The 24418-nt window shown below is 66.6% G+C and carries 23 protein-coding genes; 11 read left to right on the top strand and 12 right to left on the bottom strand.

Going from position 1 to position 24418, the window contains the following annotated elements; all coding sequences use genetic code 11:
* The first annotated feature begins 55 nt into the window (after nt 1-55).
* Both AAIO73_RS06825 and hrpB read left to right on the top strand, forming a co-directional pair.
* Nucleotides 56-850: an aldo/keto reductase gene (locus tag AAIO73_RS06825; protein ID WP_345876996.1), complete on the top strand. Its 795-nt coding sequence runs from the start codon at nt 56-58 to the stop codon at nt 848-850.
* A 149-nt stretch (nt 851-999) separates the two neighbouring features.
* On the top strand, nt 1000-3423 hold the full coding sequence (gene hrpB, locus AAIO73_RS06820; RefSeq protein WP_345876995.1) for an ATP-dependent helicase HrpB: 2424 nt from the start codon (nt 1000-1002) through the stop codon (nt 3421-3423).
* A gap of 134 nt (nt 3424-3557) precedes the next feature.
* Here hrpB and zapE read toward each other — a convergent pair whose 3' ends face one another.
* The 5 genes from zapE to AAIO73_RS06795 all read right to left on the bottom strand — a co-directional run bounded on the left by zapE (nt 3558) and on the right by AAIO73_RS06795 (nt 9560).
* Entirely contained in the window at nt 3558-4661 is a 1104-nt protein-coding gene (gene zapE, locus AAIO73_RS06815; RefSeq protein ID WP_345876994.1) for a cell division protein ZapE, read from the bottom strand.
* Nucleotides 4662-4823: 162 nt separating this feature from the next.
* A complete protein-coding gene (gene sdhB / locus AAIO73_RS06810) occupies nt 4824-5603 on the bottom strand; it encodes a succinate dehydrogenase iron-sulfur subunit (RefSeq protein WP_345876993.1) in 780 nt (259 codons plus the stop codon).
* Between the two features lie 245 nt (nt 5604-5848).
* Nucleotides 5849-8068: a molybdopterin cofactor-binding domain-containing protein gene (locus AAIO73_RS06805; protein ID WP_345876992.1), complete on the bottom strand. Its 2220-nt coding sequence runs from the start codon at nt 8066-8068 to the stop codon at nt 5849-5851.
* Nucleotides 8065-9042 (bottom strand): FAD binding domain-containing protein, encoded by a 978-nt coding sequence (locus tag AAIO73_RS06800; protein WP_345876991.1) that lies wholly within the window; start codon nt 9040-9042, stop codon nt 8065-8067. The genes AAIO73_RS06805 and AAIO73_RS06800 overlap by 4 nt, the downstream gene beginning before the upstream one ends.
* Nucleotides 9039-9560 (bottom strand): 2Fe-2S iron-sulfur cluster-binding protein, encoded by a 522-nt coding sequence (locus AAIO73_RS06795; protein WP_345876990.1) that lies wholly within the window; start codon nt 9558-9560, stop codon nt 9039-9041. Before AAIO73_RS06795 ends, AAIO73_RS06800 begins: the two co-directional genes overlap by 4 nt.
* A gap of 88 nt (nt 9561-9648) precedes the next feature.
* On the opposite strand from AAIO73_RS06795, the gene AAIO73_RS06790 reads away from it, so the two are divergent.
* Both AAIO73_RS06790 and AAIO73_RS06785 read left to right on the top strand, forming a co-directional pair.
* Entirely contained in the window at nt 9649-10659 is a 1011-nt protein-coding gene (locus AAIO73_RS06790; RefSeq protein WP_526023782.1) for a glycerophosphodiester phosphodiesterase, read from the top strand.
* Nucleotides 10660-10687: 28 nt separating this feature from the next.
* Complete coding sequence (locus AAIO73_RS06785) at nt 10688-10912, top strand: hypothetical protein (RefSeq protein ID WP_526023781.1); 225 nt, start codon at nt 10688-10690, stop codon at nt 10910-10912.
* Between the two features lie 164 nt (nt 10913-11076).
* On the opposite strand, the gene AAIO73_RS06780 is transcribed toward AAIO73_RS06785, so the two are convergent.
* Nucleotides 11077-11847 carry an alpha/beta hydrolase gene (locus AAIO73_RS06780; RefSeq protein WP_345876988.1) on the bottom strand — a complete coding sequence of 257 codons (771 nt, stop codon included), beginning with the start codon at nt 11845-11847 and terminating at the stop codon, nt 11077-11079.
* Nucleotides 11808-12440, bottom strand: coding sequence for a TIGR02117 family protein (locus AAIO73_RS06775; protein WP_345876987.1), 633 nt, complete (start codon nt 12438-12440; stop codon nt 11808-11810). Before AAIO73_RS06775 ends, AAIO73_RS06780 begins: the two co-directional genes overlap by 40 nt.
* Nucleotides 12441-12488: 48 nt before the next feature.
* On the opposite strand from AAIO73_RS06775, the gene phhA reads away from it, so the two are divergent.
* On the top strand, nt 12489-13355 hold the full coding sequence (phhA, locus tag AAIO73_RS06770) for a phenylalanine 4-monooxygenase (RefSeq protein WP_345876986.1): 867 nt from the start codon (nt 12489-12491) through the stop codon (nt 13353-13355).
* Between the two features lie 25 nt (nt 13356-13380).
* Here phhA and AAIO73_RS06765 read toward each other — a convergent pair whose 3' ends face one another.
* The 3 genes from AAIO73_RS06765 to AAIO73_RS06755 form a co-directional block, all read right to left on the bottom strand.
* Entirely contained in the window at nt 13381-14316 is a 936-nt protein-coding gene (locus AAIO73_RS06765) for a 50S ribosomal protein L11 methyltransferase (RefSeq protein WP_345876985.1), read from the bottom strand.
* Complete coding sequence (locus AAIO73_RS06760) at nt 14313-15008, bottom strand: SDR family NAD(P)-dependent oxidoreductase (protein WP_345876984.1); 696 nt, start codon at nt 15006-15008, stop codon at nt 14313-14315. The genes AAIO73_RS06765 and AAIO73_RS06760 overlap by 4 nt, the downstream gene beginning before the upstream one ends.
* 76 nt (nt 15009-15084) lie before the next feature.
* Nucleotides 15085-16434: a methyl-accepting chemotaxis protein gene (locus AAIO73_RS06755; protein WP_345876983.1), complete on the bottom strand. Its 1350-nt coding sequence runs from the start codon at nt 16432-16434 to the stop codon at nt 15085-15087.
* Nucleotides 16435-16649: 215 nt separating this feature from the next.
* Between AAIO73_RS06755 and sdhC the strand changes: the two genes are divergently transcribed.
* The 6 genes from sdhC (at nt 16650) to AAIO73_RS06725 (ending at nt 22048) form a co-directional block, all read left to right on the top strand.
* Nucleotides 16650-17060 (top strand): succinate dehydrogenase, cytochrome b556 subunit, encoded by a 411-nt coding sequence (sdhC, locus tag AAIO73_RS06750; RefSeq protein ID WP_526023773.1) that lies wholly within the window; start codon nt 16650-16652, stop codon nt 17058-17060.
* Complete coding sequence (gene sdhD, locus AAIO73_RS06745) at nt 17060-17446, top strand: succinate dehydrogenase, hydrophobic membrane anchor protein (protein WP_345876981.1); 387 nt, start codon at nt 17060-17062, stop codon at nt 17444-17446. The genes sdhC and sdhD overlap by 1 nt, the downstream gene beginning before the upstream one ends.
* The gene (sdhA, locus tag AAIO73_RS06740) at nt 17446-19263 is read left to right on the top strand and encodes a succinate dehydrogenase flavoprotein subunit (RefSeq protein ID WP_242120590.1); all 1818 of its coding nucleotides are present in this window, start codon (nt 17446-17448) and stop codon (nt 19261-19263) included. The genes sdhD and sdhA overlap by 1 nt, the downstream gene beginning before the upstream one ends.
* Before the next feature lie 498 nt (nt 19264-19761).
* Nucleotides 19762-20331: an ATP-dependent Clp protease proteolytic subunit gene (locus tag AAIO73_RS06735; protein ID WP_345876980.1), complete on the top strand. Its 570-nt coding sequence runs from the start codon at nt 19762-19764 to the stop codon at nt 20329-20331.
* A gap of 174 nt (nt 20332-20505) precedes the next feature.
* Nucleotides 20506-21414, top strand: a complete 909-nt coding sequence (locus tag AAIO73_RS06730; protein WP_345876979.1) for an XdhC family protein — start codon at nt 20506-20508, stop codon at nt 21412-21414.
* Nucleotides 21404-22048 carry a nucleotidyltransferase family protein gene (locus tag AAIO73_RS06725; RefSeq protein WP_345876978.1) on the top strand — a complete coding sequence of 215 codons (645 nt, stop codon included), beginning with the start codon at nt 21404-21406 and terminating at the stop codon, nt 22046-22048. The genes AAIO73_RS06730 and AAIO73_RS06725 overlap by 11 nt, the downstream gene beginning before the upstream one ends.
* A 453-nt stretch (nt 22049-22501) precedes the next feature.
* Here the strand turns inward: AAIO73_RS06725 and AAIO73_RS06720 are convergent, their stop codons facing one another.
* On the bottom strand, nt 22502-23881 hold the full coding sequence (locus AAIO73_RS06720) for a UdgX family uracil-DNA binding protein (RefSeq protein WP_345876977.1): 1380 nt from the start codon (nt 23879-23881) through the stop codon (nt 22502-22504).
* Nucleotides 23881-24357, bottom strand: coding sequence for a hemerythrin domain-containing protein (locus AAIO73_RS06715; protein WP_345876976.1), 477 nt, complete (start codon nt 24355-24357; stop codon nt 23881-23883). The genes AAIO73_RS06720 and AAIO73_RS06715 overlap by 1 nt, the downstream gene beginning before the upstream one ends.
* Nucleotides 24358-24418: the final 61 nt, after the last annotated feature.

Below are 24418 nucleotides of genomic sequence, written 5' to 3'. Positions count from 1 at the left end.
AACGGATCCTGTCGTCATCCTTTGGCAACCCGCCCCTAAACCACACGGACACGCCATGACCGACCTCCCCCTCAATAATGGCCGCACCATCCCGGCGATCGGCTTCGGCACCTACAAGGTCCCGGCGGAAGACTCCGCCCGCCTGTCGCGCGAGGCGATCGATGCCGGCTATCGCCTGATCGACACCGCCGCCTTCTACGCCAACGAAACGGGCGTCGGCGAAGCGACCGGCGGCAGCGACATCTTCGTCACCACCAAATTGTGGCGCGACGCCATGGGCTATGACGGCGCGCTCAAGGCGTTCGACGCCAGCGCCGCGAAGCTGCCGCGCATCGACCTGTTCCTGATCCACTGGCCGATGCCGTCGGAGGACCGCTATGTCGACACGTGGAAGGCGCTGGTGCGGTTGCGCGAGGACGGGCGGGTCGGATCGATCGGCGTGTCGAACTTCTCGCCCGATCATCTCGACCGGATCGTCGATGCCACCGGCGTGGTGCCGGCGTTGAACCAGATCGAGCTGCATCCCCATTTCCAGCAGCGCGCGGCGCGCGCGGCGCATGAACGGCTGGGGATCGTCACGCAAAGCTGGTCGCCACTCGGGCAGGGGACATTGCTGACCGATCCGACGATCGTCGCGATCGCCGAGGCGGCGGGGGCAACGCCGGCACAGGTGATCCTCGCCTGGCATTTGCAGGCCGGGCTGGGTGTGATCCCCAAGGCGTCGTCCCGCGCCCGGATCGAGGAGAATCTGGCAGCGGAGAAGGTAACGCTGACGGCGGAGCAGATTGCGAAGATCGACGCGATGGACCGCGAAGGCGGTCGCCTCGGCCCAGACCCCGACACGCTCTAAATCCTTCCCGACACGGGGAGGGGGACCATCCGAAGGATGGTGGAGGGGGGTGTCGGCATACGCAATGGCAGCGTGTGCCGCGATCCACCCTCCATCAGCTTCGCTGGTCCCCCTCCCCGCAGGCGGGGAGGATTGCTAGAGCTTTCCACATGCTCCCCATCCACTCCGTCCTGCCCGACCTGCTCCAGACATTGCGCGACCGCACCTCCGCCGTCCTCGTCGCGCCGCCCGGCGCGGGCAAGACCACCGCCGTCGCCCCCGCACTGCTCGCCGAATCATGGGTCACCGGCGAAATCCTGCTCCTCTCCCCCCGCCGCATCGCCGCCCGCGCCGCCGCCGAGCGCATGGCCGCGACCGCCGGGGAGCCGGTAGGTCAGACCTTCGGCTACGCCACCCGCATGGACAGCAAGCGGTCCGCCACGACGCGCGTTACGGTGATGACCGAGGGCATCTTCGTCGCCCGTATCCAGGCCGATCCCGAACTGGCGGGCGTGTCGGCGGTGCTGTTCGACGAAGTGCATGAACGCAGCCTCGACAGCGATTTCGGTCTTGCCCTTGCGCTCGATGCACAGGCGGCATTGCGGCCCGAGCTGCGCATCCTCGCCATGTCGGCGACATTGGACGGCGAACGCTTCGCGGCGCTGATGGACGACGCGCCGGTGATGGAAAGCGAGGGGCGGTCCTACCCGCTCGACCTGCGCCACATCGGCCGCAATGCCGAAGCCCGGATCGAGGATTCGGTCGCCGCCGCGATCCGCCGCGCGCTCACCGAAGCGGAGGGTGGCATCCTCGCCTTCCTGCCCGGCGTCGCCGAGATCGAGCGCACCGCCGAGCGCATCGCCGTGCCCGACGGGGCGGTACTGCACCGGCTGCACGGCACGCTGCTTCCGCAAGAACAGCGCGCCGCCATCGCCCCCGATCCGGAAGGGCGCCGCAAGATCGTGCTGGCGACCAGCATCGCCGAAACTTCACTGACCCTCGACGGCATTCGCATCGTCGTCGATTCGGGGCTGGCGCGGCGTCCGCGCTACGACCGGGCGGCGGGGATGACCCGCCTGACCACCGAACGCGCGTCGCAGGCCGCCGTCACCCAGCGTGCCGGGCGTGCCGCGCGGCAGGGACCGGGCGTCGCCTATCGCCTGTGGGAGGCCGCCGCCACCGCCGGGCTGCCGCGTTTCGACCCGGCCGAGATATTGGAGGCCGACCTGTCGGCACTGGTTCTCGAATGCGGCAAATGGGGGGTGAGCGATCCGACGACGCTGCGCTGGCTCGACCCGCCGCCCACCGCGGCGGTCGAGGAAGCGCGTGCCCGTCTCGCCACGCTGGGCGCGATCGATGGCGATGACCGCCCGACGCCGCACGGCCTCGCCATCGCCGCGCTGCCGCTGTCGCCGCGGCTGGCGCATATGCTGATCCGCGCGGGCGAGGGCGGCTTTGCCGGCGCGGCGGCGGAGGTCGCGGTGCTGCTCGGCGAGCGGGGCTTGGGCGGCAACGACACCGATCTCGACCAGCGCCGCCGCCGTTGGCGCAGCGAACGCGGCCAGCGCGCGGAAGCATCGCGGCGCCTCGCCGACCGCTGGCGCAAATTGGTCGAGGGCCGCGACGATCCCCCCGCCGACGCGCTCGCCCGCAGCGTCGCGCTCGCCTTTCCCGATCGGATCGCGAAGCGCCGCGACGCGGCGGGCGAACGCTGGGCCTCGGTCGGCGGGCGCGGCTTCACGCTGGACGCCGCCGCGCTCGGATCGGCGGAATGGCTGGCGGTCGCCGAGACGCAGGGGCAGGCGGCGGGTGCGCGCATCCTGTCGGCGGTGGCGATCGAACAGGCGACGGTCGAGCAATTGTTCGGCGACCGGATCGAAACGCGGCGCAGCGTCACCTTCGATCCCGCCACCCGGGGGGTGATCGCGCTGCGCGAACGCCGGCTGGGCGCGATCCGGCTGTCATCCGGGCCGGATGCGGCGGCGTCGGGTGAGGAGATCGCCACGGCGCTGGTGCAAGCCGTGCGGCGCGACCTGTCGCTGCTGCCTTGGGAGGGGGCGGAGACGCTACGCCGCCGATCGGCCTATGTCGCCGCGATGCTGGGGCAGGACGATCCGCTCGGCGACGCGGCGCTGATCTCAACGATCGACGATTGGCTCCCCCCGCTATTGACCGGCAAACGGCGGCTCGACGCGGTGACTGGCCTGCACGATGCGCTGGAGCAGCAGGCGGGATGGGACTGGATGCAACAGGTCCGCCGCCTCGCGCCTGCCCGGTTCGAAAGCCCCGCCGGGTCGAGCCATGCGATCGACTATGCCGCAGAAGGCGGCCCGCGCGTCGAGCTGCGTGTGCAGGCGCTGTTCGGGCTGGCCACCCACCCCATGGTCGCCGGGCAACCGCTGACGCTCAGCCTGACCTCGCCGGCGGGCCGGCCGATCCAGACGACGCGCGACCTGCCGGGATTCTGGGCCGGGTCGTGGCGCGACGTGTCGAAGGAAATGCGCGGCCGCTATCCCCGCCATCCCTGGCCCGACGATCCGGCGGCGGCGTCGGCGACGCTCAGGACCAAGAAGGCGGATGCGCGGCGGAATTGAACGAATGCAAACCGTTCGTCCTGAGTAGCTGCTGAGCTTGTCGAAGCAGCGTATCGAAGGACATTGGTCAGGTGCTTCGATACGGGCCTTCGACTTCGCTCAGTCCCTACTCAGCACGAACGGATCAAGTTTGCTCAACCCTGGCCATGCCCCTTGGCCAGATATTCCTCCGACCGCATCTCCTCCAGCCGGCTGATCGTCCGGTCGAACTCGAACCGTCCGTCGCCGCGCGGATACAGGTCGGCGGGCTGCGCGTCGGCCGCCGCCAGCAGCTTGACCCGATATTCGTACAGCGCATCGATCAGCGTCACGAACCGTGCCGCCTCGTTACGGTTCTCCGGGCCGAGGATGGGGATGCCGACCAGGATGACGGTGTGAAAGGTCCGTGCGATCTCCAGATAATCGGGCGCCCCGCGGGCCTCGCCGCACAGCCGCTTGAAACTGAACACCGCGACGCCCTTCAACGCCTTGGGCACGTGCAGCGTACGTCCGCCGATATCGAGGTCGCACGACGGCACATGGTCGCGATCCTCGACCGCGAAATCGGTCAGGCGGAAGAACGCTGCCGACAGTGCCTCGGTCGCCGCCGGGCCATTGGGGACCAGCCACGTATCGACCGCGCCCAGCCGGTCGCGACGATAGTCGGTCGGTCCGTTCAGCGGCAGCACGTCGAGGTTCGATTCGAGCAACGCGATGAACGGGAGGAAGCTGTCCCGCTGCAACCCGTCTTTGTAGAGATCGACCGGCGGGCGGTTCGACGTCGCGACGATGGTCACGCCGTGCGTCATCATCTCGGTGAACAGCCGCGACAGCACCATCGCGTCGGCGGTGTTGTTGATGACCATCTCGTCGAACGCGAGCAGCTTCAGGTCCTTGGCCAGCGCCTCGGCGACCGGCGGCACCGGGTTGCCGGCTTCCTTGGCGCGTTCGGTGGCGAGGCGGGCATGGACCTCGATCATGAAAGCATGGAAATGGACGCGGCGCTTGGCCGGTTCGGCGACGCAGTCGTAGAACAGGTCCATCAGCATCGACTTGCCGCGCCCGACGCCACCCCACAGGTAGACGCCACGCGGGACAGGCGCATCCTTGCCGGTCAGCCGGGCGAACAGGCCGCGCCTGGGCGGTGCGTCAAGTTCGGCGGCAAGGCGCGACAGGCGCTCGGCAGCGGCGCGCTGTTCGGGGTCGGGGCGGAGTTCGCCGGCGGCGACGAGGCTGTCGTAACGGGTGAGGACGGTCATGGCAGGATTACTCCTCCTGAATGACCCCTCCGGTCGTCCTGAGTAGCCATTGCGCTTGTCGAAATGGCGTATCGAAGGATCGTCGCCAGTGGGAATAGTCCTTCGATACGCGTCTTCGACAGGCTCAGCCGCTACGCAGGACGAACGGATGGTACGAACGGATCAGATGATCCGCTCGACTTCCATCTTCTTGATCTCGGCGATCGCCTTGGCCGGGTTCAGCCCCTTCGGGCAGACATTCGCGCAGTTCATGATCGTGTGGCAACGATACAGGCGGAACGGATCCTCCAGTTCGTCGAGACGCTCGCCGGTCATCTCGTCACGGCTGTCGGCCAGCCAGCGATAGGCCTGCAGCAGGATCGCCGGCCCCAGGAACTTGTCGCTGTTCCACCAATAGCTCGGGCACGAGGTCGAGCAGCAGGCGCACAGGATGCACTCGTACAGCCCGTCGAGCTTGTTGCGGTCCTCCGGCGACTGGAGCCGTTCCTTGCCGGCGGGTTCCGGGGTCACGGTCTGCAGCCATGGCTTGATCGACGCGTACTGCGCGTAAAAGTGCGTGAAGTCCGGCACCAGATCCTTGATGACGTCCATGTGCGGCAGCGGCGTGATGCGGATATCGCCCTTGATATCCTCGATCGCAGTCGTGCAGGCGAGGCCGTTACGGCCGTCGATGTTCATCGAGCACGACCCGCAAATCCCCTCGCGGCACGAGCGGCGGAAGGTGAGCGAGGGGTCCTGCTCCGACTTCATCTTGATGAGCGCGTCGAGCACCATCGGCCCGCATTCGTCGAGATCGATCTCGAAATCGTCGTAGCGCGGATTCTGGCCCGAATCCGGGTCGTAGCGATAGACCTTGAATTTCTTGATCCGGCCCGAGGTCGGCGACTTGTGGGTCGCACCCTTCGTGATGCGACTATTCTTGGGCAAACGGAATTCGGCCATGGTGCTCGCTCGGTTCGGCTTGTGGGACGGCAAACCCGCCCGGTCTGCGCGTCAGATACATGACAGGTAGGATTGCCGCAAACGCGAACAAGGGAAAATGCCACGGAAATCCTCCCCGGCACGGGGAGGGGGACCAGCGAAGCTGGTGGAGGGGGAGGGCGGCGCAACGCAAACGTGCCGTATGCGGCCACCCCCTTCACCACCCCTTCGCGGCGGTCCGCCTCCCCGTGCCGGAGAGGAGCTTCTTATACCGCCGGCAACCCTTCCAGCAGCTTGTCCAACGTCGCCGGGTAATTGCGCACCCGCACGCCGGTCGCGTTGTAGATCGCGTTGGTCACCGCCGCGCCGGCGCCGCCGATGCCCAGTTCACCGATCCCCTTGGCGTGCAGCGGGTTGGCATGGGGGTCGCGTTCGTCGAGGAACACGATGTCCATGTGCGGAATGTCGGCATGGACCGGCACATGATATTCGGCGAGGTCGTGGTTGACGATGCGTCCGTCGCGATCGTCATGCACCGCTTCCTCGGTCAGCGCGGTGCCGATGCCGAACACGATGCCGCCGATGCACTGCGACCGCGCGGTCTGCTGGTTGAGGATGCGTCCGGCCTCGAAGGTCGAATGCCAGCGCGTCACGCGGACCTCGCCGGTGACGGCATGGACCTTCACCTCGCAGAAATGCGCGCCATAGCTGGCCTGCGTCGTTTCCTTCTCCTGTTTGCCCGGTTCGATCGATCCGGTGGCGGTGATGCCGTCCCCGACCAGTTCGCCGATCGCCACCCGGCGGTTGCCGGCAATCGCATGACCGTCCTTCAGCGTCAGGTCGTCGGCGTCGACACCCATCGCCTTGGCCAGCTTTTCGCGCAGCGCCTGCGCGGCCAGATAGACCGACGACCCGCTGCTGCCCGCACCCCATGAACCGCCCGATCCGGCGCCCGGCGGCGACTTGGTATCGCCCAGATGCACCGCCACCCGCTCGACCGGCAGGCCGAGCATTTCGCCCGCAATCTGGGCAAGGATGGTATAGGTGCCGGTGCCGATATCGGTCATGTCGGTCTCAACCAGCGCGCGCCCGTCGGGACCGATCGATACCGCCGCCTCGCTCGGTTGCAGCATGTTGGTGCGCGTCGTCGCCGCCATGCCGTGTCCGATCAGCCAGTCGCCCTCGCGCTTGCCCCCCGGTGTCCGGTTGCGCTGGTCCCAGCCGAACGCCTTCGCCCCGGCGTCGAGGCAGCGCGTCAGCGACCGCGTCGAATAGGGAATATCCTTTTGCGGGTCCTTCGCCGGATCGTTGATGCGGCGCAGTTCGATCGGATCGATGCCGATCTTCTCCGCCAGCTCGTCCATCGCGTTTTCTTGCACCAGCAACCCGACAGCCTCGCCCGGCGCGCGCATCGATCCCGACAGCGTCCGGTTCAGCTCGACCAGATCGTGCTTAATGACCCGGTTTTCGCCGCCATACAGGAACTGCGTCGCCTGTCCGGCCGGCTCGAAATAGCCTTCGCCCGGAAGGTTCGAACACAATGTCTCATGCCCGACGCCGGTCAGTTTGCCATCGGCATCGGCGGCGAGCCGAAAGCGCTGCTGCGTGTTCGACCGGCGCACCGTCGCGTCGAATACCTGCTGGCGGGTCATCACCGTCTTGACCGGGCGCCCGACCGCCTTGGCCGCGATCGCGGTCGCGACCGTGTCGGGCGAGATGCCGAGCTTAGACCCGAAGCCGCCACCGATATAGCGCGCGACGATCCGCACCTTCGACTGACGCTCGCCCAGTGACTTGGCGAGCTGCTGCTTGTCCGACGACGGCATCTGCAACGATCCGTACAGCGTCAGCCCGTCGTCGTCCCATACCGCGATCGACGCATGCGGCTCCATCGCCGCCGAATTCTGCGACGGCGTGCGCCATACATCGTCGATGGTGAAGGCGGCGTCGGCCATCGCCGCTTCCAGATCGCCCTGGCTGTGATAGGGCGGCATCGAACCGGGGGGCGGCTTGATCGCATCGTCGACATGATCGTCGAAGGTGAATACGCCCTCGGCAGGTTCGTAGCGGACCGCGACCAGTTGCGCGGCGTCGCGCGCAATCTCATAGCTTTCCGCCACGACGATCGCGACCGGCTCGCCGAAATAGGCGACGTCCTTGACCCCCTGCGTCGGGGCCTCGGTCTCGCCGCCTTGCTGGGCATTGCGGATGAAGGTCTTCAGGTCGACGACGACGTCGACCACGCCGGGCAGCGCCTTGGCGCCCTCGGCATCGATCGCGGTGATCGTGCCGGCGGGAAAGGTCGCGCGGACCAAAAATCCGTAGGCAAGGTTCGGAAAGTCGTACTCGGCCGAATAGGTGGCCTGTCCGGCGACCTTCAGCGGCCCGTCGATCCGCTCGATCCCCTTGCCGATGATGCCCTGTACCCCCGAATCGAGCAGGCTCTGCTCGACGGGCTTGTCCATGCGCAGTGCGTTGGTGGTCATGCGGTCAACTCCCGCAGCGTCGCGATCAGCGTCCGCCGGGTCAGAGGGATCTTGAAATCGTTGCTGCCAAAGCCCTTCGCATCGCGCAGCAACAGGTCGGCGGCCTCCCCGAACAGCGCGTCGGACGGCGCATGGCCGATCAGGGCATTCTCGACCGCATTGTCGCGCCACGGCATCGGGCCGAGCCCGCCAAAGGCAAGCTGCGCCGAGGAAATCTTGCCGTCCTCCTGCCCGACGATGCCCGCGACCGACACCAGCGCGAACGCATAGGAAGCGCGGTCGCGCACCTTGCGATAGGTCTGCCTGCCCGCTGGCGCCGGCGGTAGTTCGACATGGGTGATAAGTTCACCGACGCGCAGCACATTCTCGACGTCCGGCGTGTCGCCCGGCAGGCGGTAGAAGTCGCCGATCGGTATCCGCCGCCGCTCGCCATCGCTGCCCAGCGTCACGATCGTCGCGTCGAGCGCGCGCATCGCCACCGCCATGTCGCTGGGATGCGTCGCGATGCAATGCTCGCTGGTGCCGAGCACGGCAAGGATGCGGTTGAACCCCTCCTGCGCGTCGCATCCCGATCCCGGCACCCGCTTGTTGCAGCGCGCCGCCGTCTCATAGAAATAATAGCAGCGCGTCCGTTGCAGCAGGTTGCCGCCGGTCGACGCCTTGTTGCGCAACTGCCCCGACGCCCCGGCCAGTAGCGCGCGGCTGAGCACTTCATAACGTTCGCGGATGATCGGATCGGCCGCGAGGTCGGAATTGGGCACCAGCGCGCCGATCCGTACCCCGCCGCCTTCGATCTCTTCGATATCGTTCAGCGGCAGGCGGCTAATATCGACGAGTCGTGCGGGCGTCTCGACCTGCAGCTTCATCAGGTCGAGCAGGTTGGTCCCGCCGGCGATGAACTTCGTATCGTGATCGGCACCCTCGCGAACGGCGGCTTCTGGGCTGTCGGCCTTGGCATAGTCGAACAGTTTCATTCCGCTGCCTCCGCCTGAGCCGGTTGCTTGGCATCGGCGACTTCGCGGATCGCATCGACGATGTTGGGATAGGCCGAACAACGGCACAAATTGCCGCTCATCCGTTCGCGAATTTCATCATCGGTGAAATCGGGATCGTCGAGCGTGGCGCTGACATGGCTCGGCCAGCCCTTCTCGACCTCGTCGAGCATGCCGACCGCCGAACAAATCTGCCCCGGCGTGCAATAGCCGCACTGGAACCCGTCATGCTTGACGAACGCCGCTTGCAGCGGATGCAGCTTTTCGGGCGTACCCAGCCCCTCGATCGTCACGATCTCGTCATCCTGATGCATCACGGCGAGCGTGAGGCAGGAATTAATGCGGCGGCCGTTCACCAGCACGGTGCACGCCCCGCATTGGCCATGGTCGCAGCCCTTCTTGCTGCCGGTGAGCGAAAGATGTTCGCGCAGCAGGTCGAGCAGGGTGGTGCGAATGTCCACCTCCGCCTGATGCGGCTGGCCGTTGATGGTGAATTGCATGGGTCGGCGCTCCGTTGGTCAATGCGGCTAACGTTCGCGATCGAAACCGTTTCCTCTTGCGAAGGGATCGCAGATGTTGGGGTTGGTAATGGCGGCGATGTTAGGAGCAGGCGCGATGGCCGAGGAACGACCACTGGATGCGACTCCGATCGTGATCGCGCATCGCGGCGCCAGCGGATCGCGCCCCGAACACACGCTCGCCGCGTACGAACTGGCGATCGAACAAGGTTCCGATTTCATCGAACCCGATCTGGTGCTGACGAAGGACGATGTGTTCGTCGCCCGCCACGAAAACGAGATTTCGGGCACGACCGACGTCGCCGCCCATCCCGAATTCGCCGGCCGCCGCACGACGAAGACGATCGACGGGCAACCGATCACCGGCTGGTTTACCGAGGATTTCACGCTGGCTGAACTGCGCACGCTGCGCGCGAAGGAACGCCTGCCGCAGCTTCGACCCGACAACACCCGCTATGACGGGCAGCAGCCGATTCCGACCCTCGCTGAGATCATCGCCCTTGCCAAGCGTGCCACTGCGCAGACCGGGCGGACGATCGGCATCTATCCCGAAACCAAGCATCCCAGCTATTTCGCGTCGATCGGCCATCCGATGGAGGCGCATCTCGTCCGCGAACTGCGTGCCGCCGGGTGGGACAGCGCACAGGCGCCGGTGTTCATCCAGTCGTTCGAAGTCGACAACCTGAAAGCACTCAAGAAGCTGACCGGCATCCGCCTGATCCAGTTGATGGACGGGGAGGGTGGCCCGGCCGACCACGCGGTCGATAGCTACCGGACGATGGCGACTCCTGCCGGGCTGAAGGCGGTCGCGACCTATGCCTTCGGGATCGGGCCGAACAAATCGATGGTCGGCGTGGGCAAGCCGTTGGTCCATGACGCGCACGTCGCGGGCTTGCGCGTCCACCCCTGGACCTATCGCGCCGAAAACGCCTTCCTGCCCGAAGTCTATCGCGTACCCGGCGGCCCGGAAGCCCATGGCCGGGTGGGGCAGGAGATCGCCGACGCGGTCGCGGCGGGCGTCGATGGTTTCTTCACCGATTTTCCGTTAATCGGGGCACAGATCCGCGACAAACCATATTGAAGGACGACCGATGCGATTGGGGTGGGTGATGCTGGCGCTGGCGCCGCTGACCGGGGGCTGCGTCAGCACGGTGTGGAACGTCGCGACCGCGCCGGTCCGCGCCGGGGCGCAGGTGATCGATTGGACGACGACCAGCCAGTCGGAAGCCGACCGAAATTACGGCCGCAAGATGCGCAAGAAGGAAGCCCGCGAAGGCCGCGAGATGCGCAAGGAAGAAGCAAGGCGGCGGCGCGAGCGCGACGACGACGATTGAGCCGACAAACCGAAACCGTTCGCGCTGAGTAGGGGCTGAGCCCTTCGACTGCCTGCCTGCGGCAGGCGCTCAGGACAGGCTTCGGTGCTTCGCACCGAAGTCGAAGACCCGTATCGAAGCACCTGCCACCGTCCTTCGATACGCCCCTTCGACAAGCTCAGTGGCTACTCAGGACGAACGGTGGCGGTGTCTCTGTTCCCCGCCAGCGCCTCCGCCACCGCGCGCAGCACCACCAGCCGGGTCTGCACGCCATAATGGCTGCTCACCACTTCGACCGCGCGGCAGCCGGGTTCGCCCGGCACATGGCAGCCCATGCCGTTGACCAGCCCGTCGCTGGCGCTCCAGATCGCGGTGGCCGGGACGGGCAGGGGGCGGCGAACCTCCTCGGCCAGCGCCAGCACCGCCGGATCGTCGACCGACTCGCCGCTGATCCATTCGTACAGCCGCCAGACATGGGTCGACCGCGCCGGCCCGGCATAGGGGCTGGCGACGGTCACCACCTGTTCGACCAGGTCGGGCCGGCGATGCGCCGCGAAGCGCGCCATGATTCCGCCGAAGCTGACCCCGACCAGCGCCACCGGCCGCCCGCTGGCCTGCGCGACGGCATCGATCCGCGTGAACAGATCGGTGCCGTCCGGCCCAATGCTGCGCTGCCCGAAATTGCGCCCTAGTTCCCAGCCATGCGCGTCGTGGCCAAGCTCCCTCAGATACCGGCGCAGGAGGGTGTTCGAGCGATCGCTGTTGAACAATCCGGGCAGCACCATCACCGGCTCGCCCTTCGCGCGCGGTGCCCCCGCCAGCGCCCGCCGCCATCCGAACGGCACCCCCGCCAGCGCGATCGCCGCGCGCGGCGTCTCGATCACGAAGCGTCCGATCGGCGGCGGGGCGAGGCTGGTCACAGCCAGGTCGTAACCGTCACCGGAAACGGCGTCCATGCCCCCATCGGCACCCCCGCCGCTCTGAGCGCGGCCCCGGTCCATGCATTGCACGTATGCACGGCGCTGTACCGCCCGCGCGCGACATAGAAGGCGTCGGACGGTCCATAGCCCTGCACCGACTGCCCGGGCGCAAAGCTCGCGCGGATAAAGGTGACCAGCCGCCGATACTGGTCGGCCGACAGCGTTACCGGATAGACGCCAGGCTCGCCCCTCGGTTCGGGTAGATGCCCGACGTGCATCACTACCGCATCGCTGCCGGTCGCGGCGGCAAGGATCGTTGCCGGCTTCACATCCGACCAGGTCGGCGTGCCGAGATAGAAGCCGCGCTCGCCCCAGCCGATCGACAGCCAGCCATGGCCGGCATAGCGCGGATCGGCCAGATCGTCCGCCCGTACCAAATCGTCGAACGACTGGCCGGCCGCGTGTTTGGGCAGGACGATGCCGGTATGGATGCCGTTATCCTCGACATAGATGCGGATGCCTTGTTCGGGCAGCATCTCGCCCGATCCGGCCGGGATCGCCCCGCCGATCAGCCCGGCCGCAAAATACCCGAGCACGACCAGCAGCACGGTGCCGACCAGACCGCACAATCGAAGGGACCATTTCCGTAGCATCGTTCCCCATGCTACTAGTTGCGGATGGCCAGTGATACCCATGTGCTCGACCGCCCGCCCGAGGGCGCCAATGCCGACTGGACGATCCCGCAGGGATGGGACGCCTATAGCGCCGAGGATCACGCCATCTGGGACACGCTGTACGCGCGGCAGATGCAATTGCTGCCCGGTCGCGCGTCGGATGCGTTCCTGCGCGGGCTGGACGCGTTGAAACTGTCCGAATCCGGCATTCCCGATTTTGAGGAATTGTCCGACCGGCTGGAAGCGCTGACCGGCTGGCGCGTCGTGGCGGTACCGGGGCTGGTCCCCGACGACGTGTTCTTCACCCATATGGCCAATCGCCGCTTCGTCGCCGGCAATTTCATCCGCCGCCCCGACCAACTCGATTATCTGCAGGAACCCGACGTCTTCCACGACGTGTTCGGTCATGTGCCGATGCTCGCCGATCCGGTGTTCGCCGATTATCTCGCGGCATACGGCCGCGGCGGCCTGCGCGCGCTTGAACTCGGCTCGCTCAAGCAGCTGGCGCGGCTCTACTGGTACACGGTCGAATTCGGGCTGGTGCAGGAAGCCGATGGCTTGCGCATCTATGGCGCAGGTATCGTGTCGAGCGCGTCGGAAACCCGCTTCTCGCTCGACGATCCCAGCCCCAACCGGATCATGCTCGATCTGGCGCGCGTCATGCGCACCGATTACCGGATCGACGATTTCCAGCAGACTTATTTCGTCATTCCCAGCTTCGACGAACTGTTGCGGCTGACGGTCGAGACTGACTTCGCGCCGGTGTACGACTCGATTCGGGATGAGCGCGATATCGCGGTGGATGAAATCCTGCCCGAGGATGTCGTGCTGACCGAAGGCACACAGGATTATGCGAGGTCCAAACTTTAAATTCTCCCGCTCCGCGGCGAGGATTTCAGAGGTCCAATGCCCAGCCGTCGCGGCCCTTCGGATCGATCGGCCCGGTTGGTACGAATCGCTCCGTCCCCGCCGTCAGTCGCAGCACACTCCAGTCGCCGCGCCGGTCGACTTCCTCAAGCACGCAACAGCACGCCGCATAGGCCGCGACGACATCGCCGCGCTGCGTCTCCAGCAACCCGGCCAGCACGATCGTCGCCCCTGGCGCGGCGATCGCCGCTACCTCGGGCGCCATCGAAATCAACGGCCCCGCAAGGATGTTGGCGATCAACAGGTCATAGGGTGCCGCTGCCGTGATCGCGTCGGACAAAGCCCCGTCCGCCACAACCAACTCGACCCGCGCGACCGCATTCAGCCGGGCATTCTCGGCGGTCACGTCGATCGCCACCGGATCGATATCGGTTGCGATCACCCGCGCCTCGGGCCACAATTCACGTGCCGCGAATGCCAGCAACCCCGTGCCGGTGCCCAGGTCGATCGCATTGGCGAACGTCTCGCCCGCCAGCCGGTCGAGCATCGCCAGACAGCCGCTGGTCGTCTCGTGATGGCCGGTGCCGAACGCGCGGCCGGCATCGATCAGGAACGCCCGCTTGCCCGCCGGCACGTCCCCCGCCTGCGCGGCGGTATGGACATAGAAGCGCCCTACCGACAGCGGCTCCAGCCCAGCCTGGCTCATCGTCACCCAGTCCTCGTCACCCAGCGCCTCGATCTGCGGCGCCTGTCCGGCAGCACTCGGCACCAAAGCCGCGATCGCGGCGATCGCGGCGTCGTCCGGTTCGGCCTCGAAATAGGCATCGAGCCGCCACGTCTCGGTATCGTCTTCGACCGTCTCGGTGGTCATCAGCACGGGCGCCGGATCGATGCCGAAATCTTCGGCGGCATCGATCGCCTCGGCCTCGGCGCGGGTGCAGGGCAGGGTCAGTTTCCAGCTCATCGGACATAGCTCGCGCCGTTGACGTCGAGCACCGCGCCGGTCATCGATTCGGGCGCGTCGGTCGCGCAGAACGCCGCCATCACCGCCACTTCGTCGGGCATCGCCACCCGCCCCAGCGGAATATCGGCCAGCAGCTTGTCGCCGCCGCGACTAGCCACATAATCCTCGGCCATACCGGTCATGGTGAAGCCGGGGCAGATGGCGAAGGCGAGGATGCGCTCCCGGGCATAGGCGCGGGCGATGGTCTTGGTCATCGCGACCATGCCGGCCTTGGCCGCGGCGTAATGCCAGTGCGCGGGCGAATCGCCCCGGTGCGCGGCGCGGCTGGCGATGTTGACGATGCGGCCGGGAATGCCCTGCTCTTGCCAGTGGCGCACCGCCAGCCGGCTGAGCTCGGCCGCGGCGGTCAGGTTGATGCGCAGCGTCCGTTCCCATGCCGCGACCCAGTCGTCGTCTGACTGTTCGATCGGGTTCGCCTCGAACACGCCGGCATTGTTGATGAGAATGTCGATCCGCCCGTCCAGCCGGTCGAGCGCACGGGCCCACAGATCGGCAGGCGCGGCGGGATCGGCGAAGTCGGCGGGCAGGTCGCCGCCGGTCGACTGGACGGCAATGCTATGGGCGTCGCGCAGCCGGTCGGCGATCGCCGCACCGATACCGCGCGATCCGCCGGTCAGGAGAATATGAGCCATGCCCCGCCGTGTAGGCGGCGGCGGAGCAGGGGGCAACGGGGCGACGCACCGCGGACCGCCCGCACTGCTACTGTCCCTATGCGGCGACCTTGCCGATGAAATCGACCGTGCTGGTCTTCAACGACCCCAGTTCACCGTCGAGCGCGGTGAAGCCGTCGCCGACGCGGTCGATTTCCGACGCGACGGTTTCGGTATCCTCGCGGATCGTGGCGATGGTCGACGACATCGAATCGGCGGCGAGCGCGGTTTCGTCGACGGCGGCGGTGATCGCGGTTACGGTCTGTGCCTGCACTTCCATCGCGCCGCGAATGCGGTTGGCGCTTTCCTGCACTTCGCTGACGGTCGCGCGGATCGATGCGTTGGTCTCGACGGTCGAGCGCGTCGCCGCCTGGATCGCCGCGATCTTGGCGGCGATGTCGTCGGTCGCGCGGGCGGTCTGGCTGGCGAGGCTCTTCACCTCCTGCGCCACCACTGCGAAGCCGCGTCCGGCATCGCCCGCGCGGGCCGCTTCGATCGTGGCGTTGAGCGCGAGCAAATTGGTCTGCCCGGCGATGTCGCGGATCAGGCCGAGGATCGATTCGATCGACTTGGCATGGTCCGACAGCGTTTCGGACATGCCGACCGCGGTACCCGCCTGGACGGACGCGCGCGTCGCGATCTCCGCAGCGGCCTCCACTTCGGTCCGCGCATCCTCGATCGCACGGATCAGCCCGGCGGCGGTGGCGGCCGCCTCGCGCATCGCGACTGCCGATTGCTCGGCGGCGGCGGCGACTTCGGACGCCTTGCCCAGCATCCCGCGCGCACTGGCCGAGGTGCGGGTGGCGTGGACGCGCAGCGAATCACTTTCGCGGCTCGCACGTTCGACGGTCGCACCGATATTGTCGCGGAACTCGTGCGCCAGCCGGTCGCGCGAGTCCTGCAGGTCATGTTGCGCATAGGCATTGTAAAGCGACACGAACACTTCGCATTCGAGCGAGCGCAGCCGGAACAGCAGTTCGGCGGCGTCGCGGAAGCCCGTTTCGTCGGCGATCCCGCGGCGCAACACCTCCAGCATCGTGCGTGCGCCCGCGTCGCCCATCGACAGGATCGCGGTCAGCGGCACGTCGTTCGAGAACGCCCGCGCAATCGTCCGTTCACACGACTCGACCCAGGCGAGCCCGGTGAGGTTGGTGAGCCGGTTGCGCAGGTAATTGACGCCCAGTTCGATCATCCGCGCATAGTCGTTCGACATGCTGTTGCGTCCGCCGACCTTTTGCGACTGGTCGAAATGCGCGGCGGCGATCAGGTTCGCTTCGGGTTCGATGACCTGCCACAGCGCGCGGGCGGCCTCGACATCGGCCGACGAGATGTTGAACAGCCGAAGGCGCTCCTGCAAATCGATCGTCCGGCTGACGCTTTCGGCTGCAGGAAGTGTCTTGGTCGGCACGTTGCGAATCCCCTGTTCCCCTGCGCGACGTGGCCCGCTGGACCGATGCGCAGCGCCGTTGGTACCGGGCAGGCGTTAACAGTCCGTTGACCACCCGCATGCGGAATGGCGTTTCGAGGATGCGCACTTGCATCGGCGGGTGGGGTGCGTAGATAGGCGACAATCGCTGGAAGACCGTATCTGCACGCGGTCGCACTGCCTGAGGAACGCCCGACTTGGCCATGGTCCGCCCCAAAGCCCGCCCGACATCGCCGCATCTTCAGATTTGGCGCTGGGGTCCCAATATGCTGGTGTCGATCCTGCACCGCGCCACTGGCGTCGCCATGGGCACCGTCGGCCTCGCGCTGTTGGTGTGGTGGCTGGCCGCGTTGGCCGGGGGCGAGGACAGCTATGCGCGGTTCCTGTCGTGGTTCACCGGGCCGTTCGCGATTATCGGCTATGTCGTCGGCATCGGCCTCAGCTTCGCGCTGTTCCAGCATATCGGCAACGGCGTGCGCCATTTCTTCATGGATATCGGCGCCAATTTCGAACTGAACAGCAACCGCAAGACGGCGGTCGCGACGATCGTCTTCGCCGCCTGCGCCACCGCGGCGCTGTGGGCGTGGCTGCTGGTGGGGAAGCAGTAATGGGTAACGGAACCAGCATCGGTCGCGTCCGCGGCCTCGGATCGGCAAAGGCCGGCGCGCATCATTTCTGGCATCAACGGCTGACGGCGATTTCGAACCTCGTCCTCATGCTGTGGTTCGTCCTCTCGCTCGCGCTGCTGCCATCCTATGATTACGACACCGTCTATGGCTGGGTGTCGTCGGCTTGGGGCGCGGTGCCGCTGCTGCTGCTCGCCACCTCGGTCTTTTATCATGCCAAGATGGGCCTGCAGACCGTGATCGAGGATTATCAGCATGACGAAACGCGCGTCGTCGCGCTGGTCGTGCTAAACCTCGTCTATGGCGCGGGCTGGCTGCTTGCCGCCTTTTCGATCCTCCGTATCGCTTTCACCGGGACGCCCGAATAATGGCCACCGACGCTTACAAGATCATCGACCACACCTATGACGTCGTCGTCGTGGGTGCGGGTGGTTCGGGCCTGCGCGCCACCATGGGCAGCGCCGAGGCGGGGCTGAAGACCGCCTGCATCACCAAGGTGTTTCCGACCCGGTCGCACACCGTGGCGGCGCAGGGCGGTATCGCCGCGTCGCTCGGCAACAACACGCCCGATCACTGGACGTGGCACATGTACGACACGGTCAAGGGGTCGGACTGGCTCGGCGATCAGGACGCGATCGAATATATGGTCCGCGAGGCCCCGGCGGCGGTGATCGAGCTGGAACATGCCGGCGTGCCGTTCAGCCGCAACGAGGACGGGACGATCTATCAGCGGCCGTTCGGCGGTCACATGCAGAATATGGGCGAAGGCCCCCCGGTGCAGCGGACCTGCGCCGCCGCCGACCGTACCGGCCATGCCATGCTCCACGCGCTGTACCAGCAGTCGCTGAAGTATGACGCCGACTTCTTCATCGAATATTTCGCGCTCGACCTGATCATGGAGGACACGCCCGAGGGCAAGGTCTGCCGTGGCGTGATCGCGCTCTGCATGGAAGACGGGTCGATCCACCGCTTCCGCGCCCATTCGGTGGTGCTGGCGACCGGCGGCTATGGCCGCTGCTATTTCTCGGCGACCTCCGCGCATAGCTGCACCGGCGACGGTGGCGGCATGGTGCTGCGCGCCGGCCTGCCGTTGCAGGACATGGAATTCGTCCAGTTCCACCCGACCGGCATCTACGGCGCGGGTGTGCTCATCACCGAGGGTGCACGCGGCGAGGGCGGGTATCTGACCAACAAGGATGGCGAGCGGTTCATGGAACGCTACGCCCCCTCGGCCAAGGACCTCGCCTCGCGCGACGTCGTCAGCCGGTCGATGGCGATGGAGATGCGCGAAGGGCGCGGCGTCGGCAAGGACGGCGACCATATCTTCCTGCACCTCGACCATATCGATCCGAAGGTGCTGGCCGAACGCCTGCCGGGCATTACCGAAACCGGCAAGATCTTCGCCGGCGTCGACCTGACCCGCCAGCCGCTGCCGGTCACCCCGACAGTCCATTACAATATGGGCGGTATCCCCTGTAACTATCACGGCGAAGTCGTCACCATAAAGGACGGCAATCCCGATGCGGTCGTGCCGGGCCTGTTCGCGGTCGGCGAAGCGGCCTGCGTGTCGGTACACGGCGCCAACCGTCTCGGCTCCAACTCGCTGATCGATCTGGTCGTGTTCGGCCGCGCGACCGGTTTGCGTCTGAAGGAAACGCTGAAGCCCAACACCCCGCACAAGCCGCTGCCCAAGGATTCGGCCGACCTCGCGCTCGCGCGCCTCGACAAGTTCCGTAACGCCAGCGGCAGCAAGCCGACCGCGCAGATCCGCCTCGCCATGCAGAAGACGATGCAGAAGCACTGCGCCGTGTTCCGCGACGACGCGCTGCTGAACGAAGGCGTGACGATGATGGACGATATCTATCGTTCGTTCGCCGATGTGAACGTCACCGACAAGTCGCTGATCTGGAACACGGATCTGGTCGAGACGCTCGAACTCGACAATTTGCTGGCGCAGGCAATGGTGACGATCCGTTCGGCGCAGAACCGCAAGGAAAGCCGCGGCGCGCATGTGAACGAGGATTTCCCCGATCGCGACGACGCCAACTGGATGAAGCACACCATCGCGTCGTTCGACGGCTGGGGCGGCAATGGCGGCATGACCGCGATCGATTATCGCCCGGTGCACGACTACACGCTCACCGACGAGGTCGAGTATATCAAGCCGAAGAAGCGGGTTTACTGAACTCGGCTTCGCTGGTTCGAAAAGGGCGATCGGCTTGGCGGCCGGTCGCCCTTTTTTGATTCACGCGAAGGCGCGAAGGGCGCGAAGAAGCGGCAGGTTCGCGCGGAGGCGCGGAGACGCGGAGCGTCCCGCGAAGGGAAGTCCCTGACCTGACCTGACCTGACCGGGCCGTACCCGGGCGAAGGCCGGGGTCCAGTTGGGGGACGTCGGGAAGCTACCGAAGCCTTCCCAACTGGACCCCGGCCTTCGCCGGGGTACGGCTTGGGTTTGGCGCCGTCTGCCCTTCCCAAACGGTCTCGACCAAATCCGGGGCGATGGAATAGCCACACCGCCGCAGCGAGGCTCGCCCAACCTCCCGCTACAACCCTCCGCGTCTCCGCGCGAACCCCTCTTCGCTTCGCTCCCTTCGCGCCTTCGCACGAATCAATTCCCGAAAACCCGGAACCAACCCCCGCCCCCCCGGTTACCGCCGCCGACCACAACAGGGGGACTCCCGCCATGCCCGACACCAATGTCAACGACTACCCGTTGCTCGCCCGCCCGCACGTCCATCTCGCCGGACCGGTCGACCATGCGATGTACGAGAATTTTCGCAACCAGGTGCAGAATGCGCCGGCCGACGGCCCGCTGGTCGTGTCGATCTCGACACTGGGCGGCGATCCCGAAGTCGCTCGCGCCATGGGCGACGATATCCGCCTGTTGCGCGACTATACCGGGCGCGAGGCACTGTTCCTCGGCAAGGTCGCGGTCTATTCCGCCGGCTCGACTTTCATGTCGGCCTTTCCGGTCAACAAACGCTTCCTGACCAAGGGCACGCGCCTGATGCTTCACGAGCGGCAAATGACCAGCACCATCGAATTGTCCGGCCCGCTCAAGATGCTGGTCGCGACGCTGAAGGCCAAGCTGCACGAGATCGAGACCTCGGTCGAGATCGAGGAAGAGGGTTTCCGCGCGATCGTCGCCGGATCGCAGGTCCCCTTCGAGGAACTGGTCGAGAAGGCGCCGGCCAACTGGTATATCGGCGCGGAGGAAGCCAAGGCGCGCGGACTGGTGCTCGACGTGATTTAGGCCCTCCGCCTCCCACCCGAGCCGTACCCCCGCGCAGGCGGGGGTCCAGAGCCAAGCAAAGCAACGATAGCGTTTGGTACTCTGGACTCCCGCTTGCGTGGGGCTACGCCAAAGGAGGCGGGGCAATCCAACCCACTGGCCACGACGCCCAAATTCCCCCATCATCGGAATATCATGGCCGATAACGACACCATCCTGACCGCTGCTCGCGACTGGGCCGGCGCCCCGCTTGCGCTGGCGACCGTCACCTCCACCTGGGGATCCGCACCCCGCCCGCGCGGCAGCCATATGCTGGTCCATGCCGACGGCCGGTTCGAAGGATCGGTGTCGGGAGGATGCGTCGAAAGCGACATTCTCGCCACCGCCGCCGACGTCATTGCCGGCGCCCCCTTCGTCATCAAGCGCTACGGCGTAGCGGACGCCGCCGCATGGGAAGTCGGCCTGCCGTGCGGCGGGGAGATCGAGGTGATGGTCCAGCGGGTCGACCCGCAAGGCTTCGATCCGGCGCTGTTCGACGCGATCGACGCGGCGCGGGCGGAGGGAAGGGCGATCACCCTGTCGACCGATCGCACCACCGGTCGCACCACGGTCGGTGCGGTCGATGGCGCCTTCGCCAATCGCTACGATCCGCCGCGCCGGTTGCTGATCGTCGGCGCGGTGCAGATTGCGCAGGGACTGGCCGGCATGGCACGCGAACTGGGTATCGCCACCACCGTCATCGACCCGCGTGCGCGCTTCCTGACCGAGGAACGCTTCCCCGGCGTCACGCTCGACGATCGCTGGCCCGACGAAGCATTGCAGGCACTGAAACCCGACGCCGCCACCGCCGTCGTGACGCTCAGCCACGATATAAAGATCGACGACCCCGCCCTGATCGAGGCGCTGAAGACCCCCGCCGCCTATATCGGCGCGCTGGGATCGCGGCGCAGCCATGCCGCGCGGCTCGAACGCCTGACTGCCGTCGGCGCGCAGGGGCTGGAGCGGATCGACGGCCCGGTCGGGCTCGACATCGGGGCGATCGGCCCGTCCGAAATCGCGCTGTCGATCGCGGCCGCGATGGTAAGGAGCTTTCATGCACGCTGAAGATGCCGTCCTGATCCTGCTGGCGGCGGGGCGTTCGCGCCGCTTCGGCGATGCCGACAAGCTGGCGCAACCGTTCCTGCACAAACCGGTCGCCTATCATGTCGTGACCGCATTGGAGGCGATCCCGTTTCTCGGCCGGGTCGCGGTGATCGACGGGACGACGCTCGACTTCGCCTCGCGCGGGTTCGATGTGATCGTCAACGAAGCCCCGGCGGACGGCATGTCGCGTTCGGTCCAGCTGGGCTTACGCGCCGCCCGCGCCAAGGGGGCGAAGGGCGTGGTCATCGCGCTGGCCGACATGCCGCGCATCACCGCCGCCCATGTCTATCGTCTGCTCGACACTGCGCGCGACGATGTGGATGCGGTAGTGGCGTCGAGCGACGGCACGAAGCCCTGTCCCCCGGCCGTATTCGGCGCGGGCCGCTTCGATTTCCTCGAATCGCTCGAAGGGGACGCCGGCGCCCGCGACCTCGTCCGCGCCGGTCGCCATGTCGTGACCACGCCTGCCGAACTGATCGACATCGACACCCCCGAAGACCTCGACCGCCTGCGCGCCATCGCCGAAGCGCCGGACGAGCATGACGCGATCACCTTGCCGCGTCCCGAACCCTGGTGGCATCCCAGGGCGGAATGATTTTCCTACAGCGGGTAAGCTGGGTAGTTCGGTAGAAATGGGTTCACGCGAAGGCGCGGAGGCACGAAGAAGAAGATTGTTTTCGCGCAGAGGCGCAAAGGACGCAAAGAGGGCATGCTCGCCGCGCAGCGGCTCTCGTTCTACAAGGCCGAAGACGGGAGAAGGGCTTCGCCAGACAAGCCGCAGCCGCCTGCTCCACGACCCCTTTGCGCTCTTTGCGCCTTTGCGCGATCAGATCCTTTCTTCATCTCCGCGCCTTCGCGCCTTCACGTGAGAACGTTCTTTCTACGGTCAGCCCTCAAACCTAGCACCAGCGAAGGCCGGAATCGCAAGCCGCTCCTGCCCCGCGCCCTGACGGGGAGATGCCAGCCTCCACTGGCATGACGTGCACTTCGAGAAAGGCAACGCACCGCAACGAAAACGCGGCAAGTGTGAACTTAGTGAACTTTGGCCTTACGCCATCGCTGCCGCCGCGCCCTTCAGATCCTCGACGAACCGCGCAAACTCTTCTTCCACCTGCATTTTATCCGGCAGCCGCAGCAGGAAGCTGGGATGCACCGTGATCCACGCCGCCCCGCCATCGGCCAGCGTCAGCACCCGTCCGCGCTCGCGCGAAATCGTCACCGTCTTGCCGGTGAGCGACCGCGCCGCCGTCGCCCCCAACGCCACCGTCATGCGCGGGCGCAGGATGCCGCGCTCCTGTTCGATCCACCAGCGACACGCATCGATCTCCCCCACGCCGGGCTTGACATGGATGCGCCGTTTCCCGCGCGGCTCGAACTTGAAATGCTTGACCGCGTTGGTGACATAGACTCGCGACCGATCGATCCCCGCCTCGGCCATCGCCCGGTCGAACATCTGCCCCGCCGGCCCCACGAACGGCCGCCCGGCCATATCCTCCTGGTCGCCCGGCTGTTCGCCGACCACCATCATGTCGGCATCGACCGGCCCTTCGCCGAACACCGTCTGCGTCGCCGGCTTCCATAGTGGGCAGCGCTGGCATCCCGCCGCCTCGTCGCGCAGCGCCGCCAACGCGACCTCGCTATTGCCGCCAGTGGCCGCCCGTGCCGTCTCGATCATCGCCGCCTCGCGTGCCTGTGCCCCCGCGATCAGCGCCGGGACCAGCGCGGTTTCGGGCATGTTCTTCCAATATTTGCGCGGCATTTCCTTCAGCATCGCGCCCTTTTTCAGCCGGGCGGGATTGAAGATCGATGCGTAGTACGTCTTCCACACTTCCTCGACCGGATCGCCATCAGGCGCGTCGGCCTTGGTCGCTGCCGGACCTTCGTTCAGCGTCTCGCCATCCCAGTGGAGCGATAGTTCGGGCGTCAGGATCGACCAGCGCATCGCCGCGAACCGGTCGACGAAGAAGCGGGCATTGTGGCGGACGATGTGATGTTCGGGTTCGAACCATGCGACGAAGCGGGTCCTGTGCTCCTCTTCGACCTCCCGGAACCGCAGGAACGCCCGCATCTTGTGGATGTCGCGCCGGACCGCCTTGGCCATCTCCTCCAGCCGACGGAGCGCCGGATCGGCCTTGTCGTCGATCAACCGCGGCTCGGCGATCAGCCGGGTGAGCATCGCATAGAGCAGCGCGAAGCGTTCGGGATCGGCATGCATTGCCACCGTCCTCGCCAGATCGATGAACGGGCGCGGCACGCGCGGGGCGGGGGCATTGCTGTCGACGATCGCCTCGTCGCCAAACAGATCGGTGGGCAGGTCGCCGACCTGCCACACCACCTCCGACGGCGCGACGCGTTGCGCGGCGAGTGACCGGGCCGCATCGCGCCACCCGTCGAAATCATCCGCCGCCGACAGCGCTGCGACGCGCATCAGTCGCGATCGTCGCCTGCTTCCGACGACTCGGCAATCTCCAGTTCCTTGGGCTTGCGCTCCTCGAACACTGTCGCGATCCGCGCTTCCTCCTCGTCGCTCAATTCCTTGGCGGCGGCGGGAAACATTTCTTCCTCTTCCTCGTCGATATGATGTTCGTAGCGGTGCCGCATCTCGGCAAAGCGCTGGTTCCATTCGTTGCTCGCCGGATCGAGCTTGGCGATCTCGCCCAGATAGTCGTCGATTTCCTTATGCTCGGACACCGAATGCCGCGCCTCGTCGCGCAGGTCGGGATTGGCGAGCATCGTCGCGTACAACGCCTCCTCCTCGGCGGCGGCATGCGCCGATACCTCGACGCGGAACTCCTCGAACAGTTCGGCGCGTTCGTCGCCGCTCGCCGCGTCGATACGCTGGAGCAGGTCGCGGTGCCGGTCGTGATCGGCCTTCAGGTCGGCATAGATGCGGGCGTCGGCCATGGGGAATTCCTTTGCTGGTTCGGCCAGACCAACGGCGACGATGGATGGAGGTTTCTCTTGC

The organism is Sphingomonas epibiotica (assembly GCF_039615155.1).
Taxonomy (GTDB): Bacteria; Pseudomonadota; Alphaproteobacteria; order Sphingomonadales; family Sphingomonadaceae; genus Sphingomonas.
This window is presented reverse-complemented; position numbering and strand designations above follow the sequence as displayed.

Coding starts and splice junctions, on each gene's coding strand:
- AAIO73_RS06825 (WP_345876996.1), top strand. CDS start 56: ATGACCGACCTCCCCCTCAATAATGGCCGCACCATCCCGGCGATCGGC.
- hrpB (WP_345876995.1), top strand. CDS start 1,000: ATGCTCCCCATCCACTCCGTCCTGCCCGACCTGCTCCAGACATTGCGC.
- zapE (WP_345876994.1), bottom strand. CDS start 4,661: ATGACCGTCCTCACCCGTTACGACAGCCTCGTCGCCGCCGGCGAACTC.
- sdhB (WP_345876993.1), bottom strand. CDS start 5,603: ATGGCCGAATTCCGTTTGCCCAAGAATAGTCGCATCACGAAGGGTGCG.
- AAIO73_RS06805 (WP_345876992.1), bottom strand. CDS start 8,068: ATGACCACCAACGCACTGCGCATGGACAAGCCCGTCGAGCAGAGCCTG.
- AAIO73_RS06800 (WP_345876991.1), bottom strand. CDS start 9,042: ATGAAACTGTTCGACTATGCCAAGGCCGACAGCCCAGAAGCCGCCGTT.
- AAIO73_RS06795 (WP_345876990.1), bottom strand. CDS start 9,560: ATGCAATTCACCATCAACGGCCAGCCGCATCAGGCGGAGGTGGACATT.
- AAIO73_RS06790 (WP_526023782.1), top strand. CDS start 9,649: ATGGCGGCGATGTTAGGAGCAGGCGCGATGGCCGAGGAACGACCACTG.
- AAIO73_RS06785 (WP_526023781.1), top strand. CDS start 10,688: ATGCTGGCGCTGGCGCCGCTGACCGGGGGCTGCGTCAGCACGGTGTGG.
- AAIO73_RS06780 (WP_345876988.1), bottom strand. CDS start 11,847: ATGGACGCCGTTTCCGGTGACGGTTACGACCTGGCTGTGACCAGCCTC.
- phhA (WP_345876986.1), top strand. CDS start 12,489: ATGGCCAGTGATACCCATGTGCTCGACCGCCCGCCCGAGGGCGCCAAT.
- AAIO73_RS06765 (WP_345876985.1), bottom strand. CDS start 14,316: ATGAGCTGGAAACTGACCCTGCCCTGCACCCGCGCCGAGGCCGAGGCG.
- AAIO73_RS06760 (WP_345876984.1), bottom strand. CDS start 15,008: ATGGCTCATATTCTCCTGACCGGCGGATCGCGCGGTATCGGTGCGGCG.
- sdhD (WP_345876981.1), top strand. CDS start 17,060: ATGGGTAACGGAACCAGCATCGGTCGCGTCCGCGGCCTCGGATCGGCA.
- sdhA (WP_242120590.1), top strand. CDS start 17,446: ATGGCCACCGACGCTTACAAGATCATCGACCACACCTATGACGTCGTC.
- AAIO73_RS06735 (WP_345876980.1), top strand. CDS start 19,762: ATGCCCGACACCAATGTCAACGACTACCCGTTGCTCGCCCGCCCGCAC.
- AAIO73_RS06730 (WP_345876979.1), top strand. CDS start 20,506: ATGGCCGATAACGACACCATCCTGACCGCTGCTCGCGACTGGGCCGGC.
- AAIO73_RS06725 (WP_345876978.1), top strand. CDS start 21,404: ATGCACGCTGAAGATGCCGTCCTGATCCTGCTGGCGGCGGGGCGTTCG.
- AAIO73_RS06720 (WP_345876977.1), bottom strand. CDS start 23,881: ATGCGCGTCGCAGCGCTGTCGGCGGCGGATGATTTCGACGGGTGGCGC.
- AAIO73_RS06715 (WP_345876976.1), bottom strand. CDS start 24,357: ATGGCCGACGCCCGCATCTATGCCGACCTGAAGGCCGATCACGACCGG.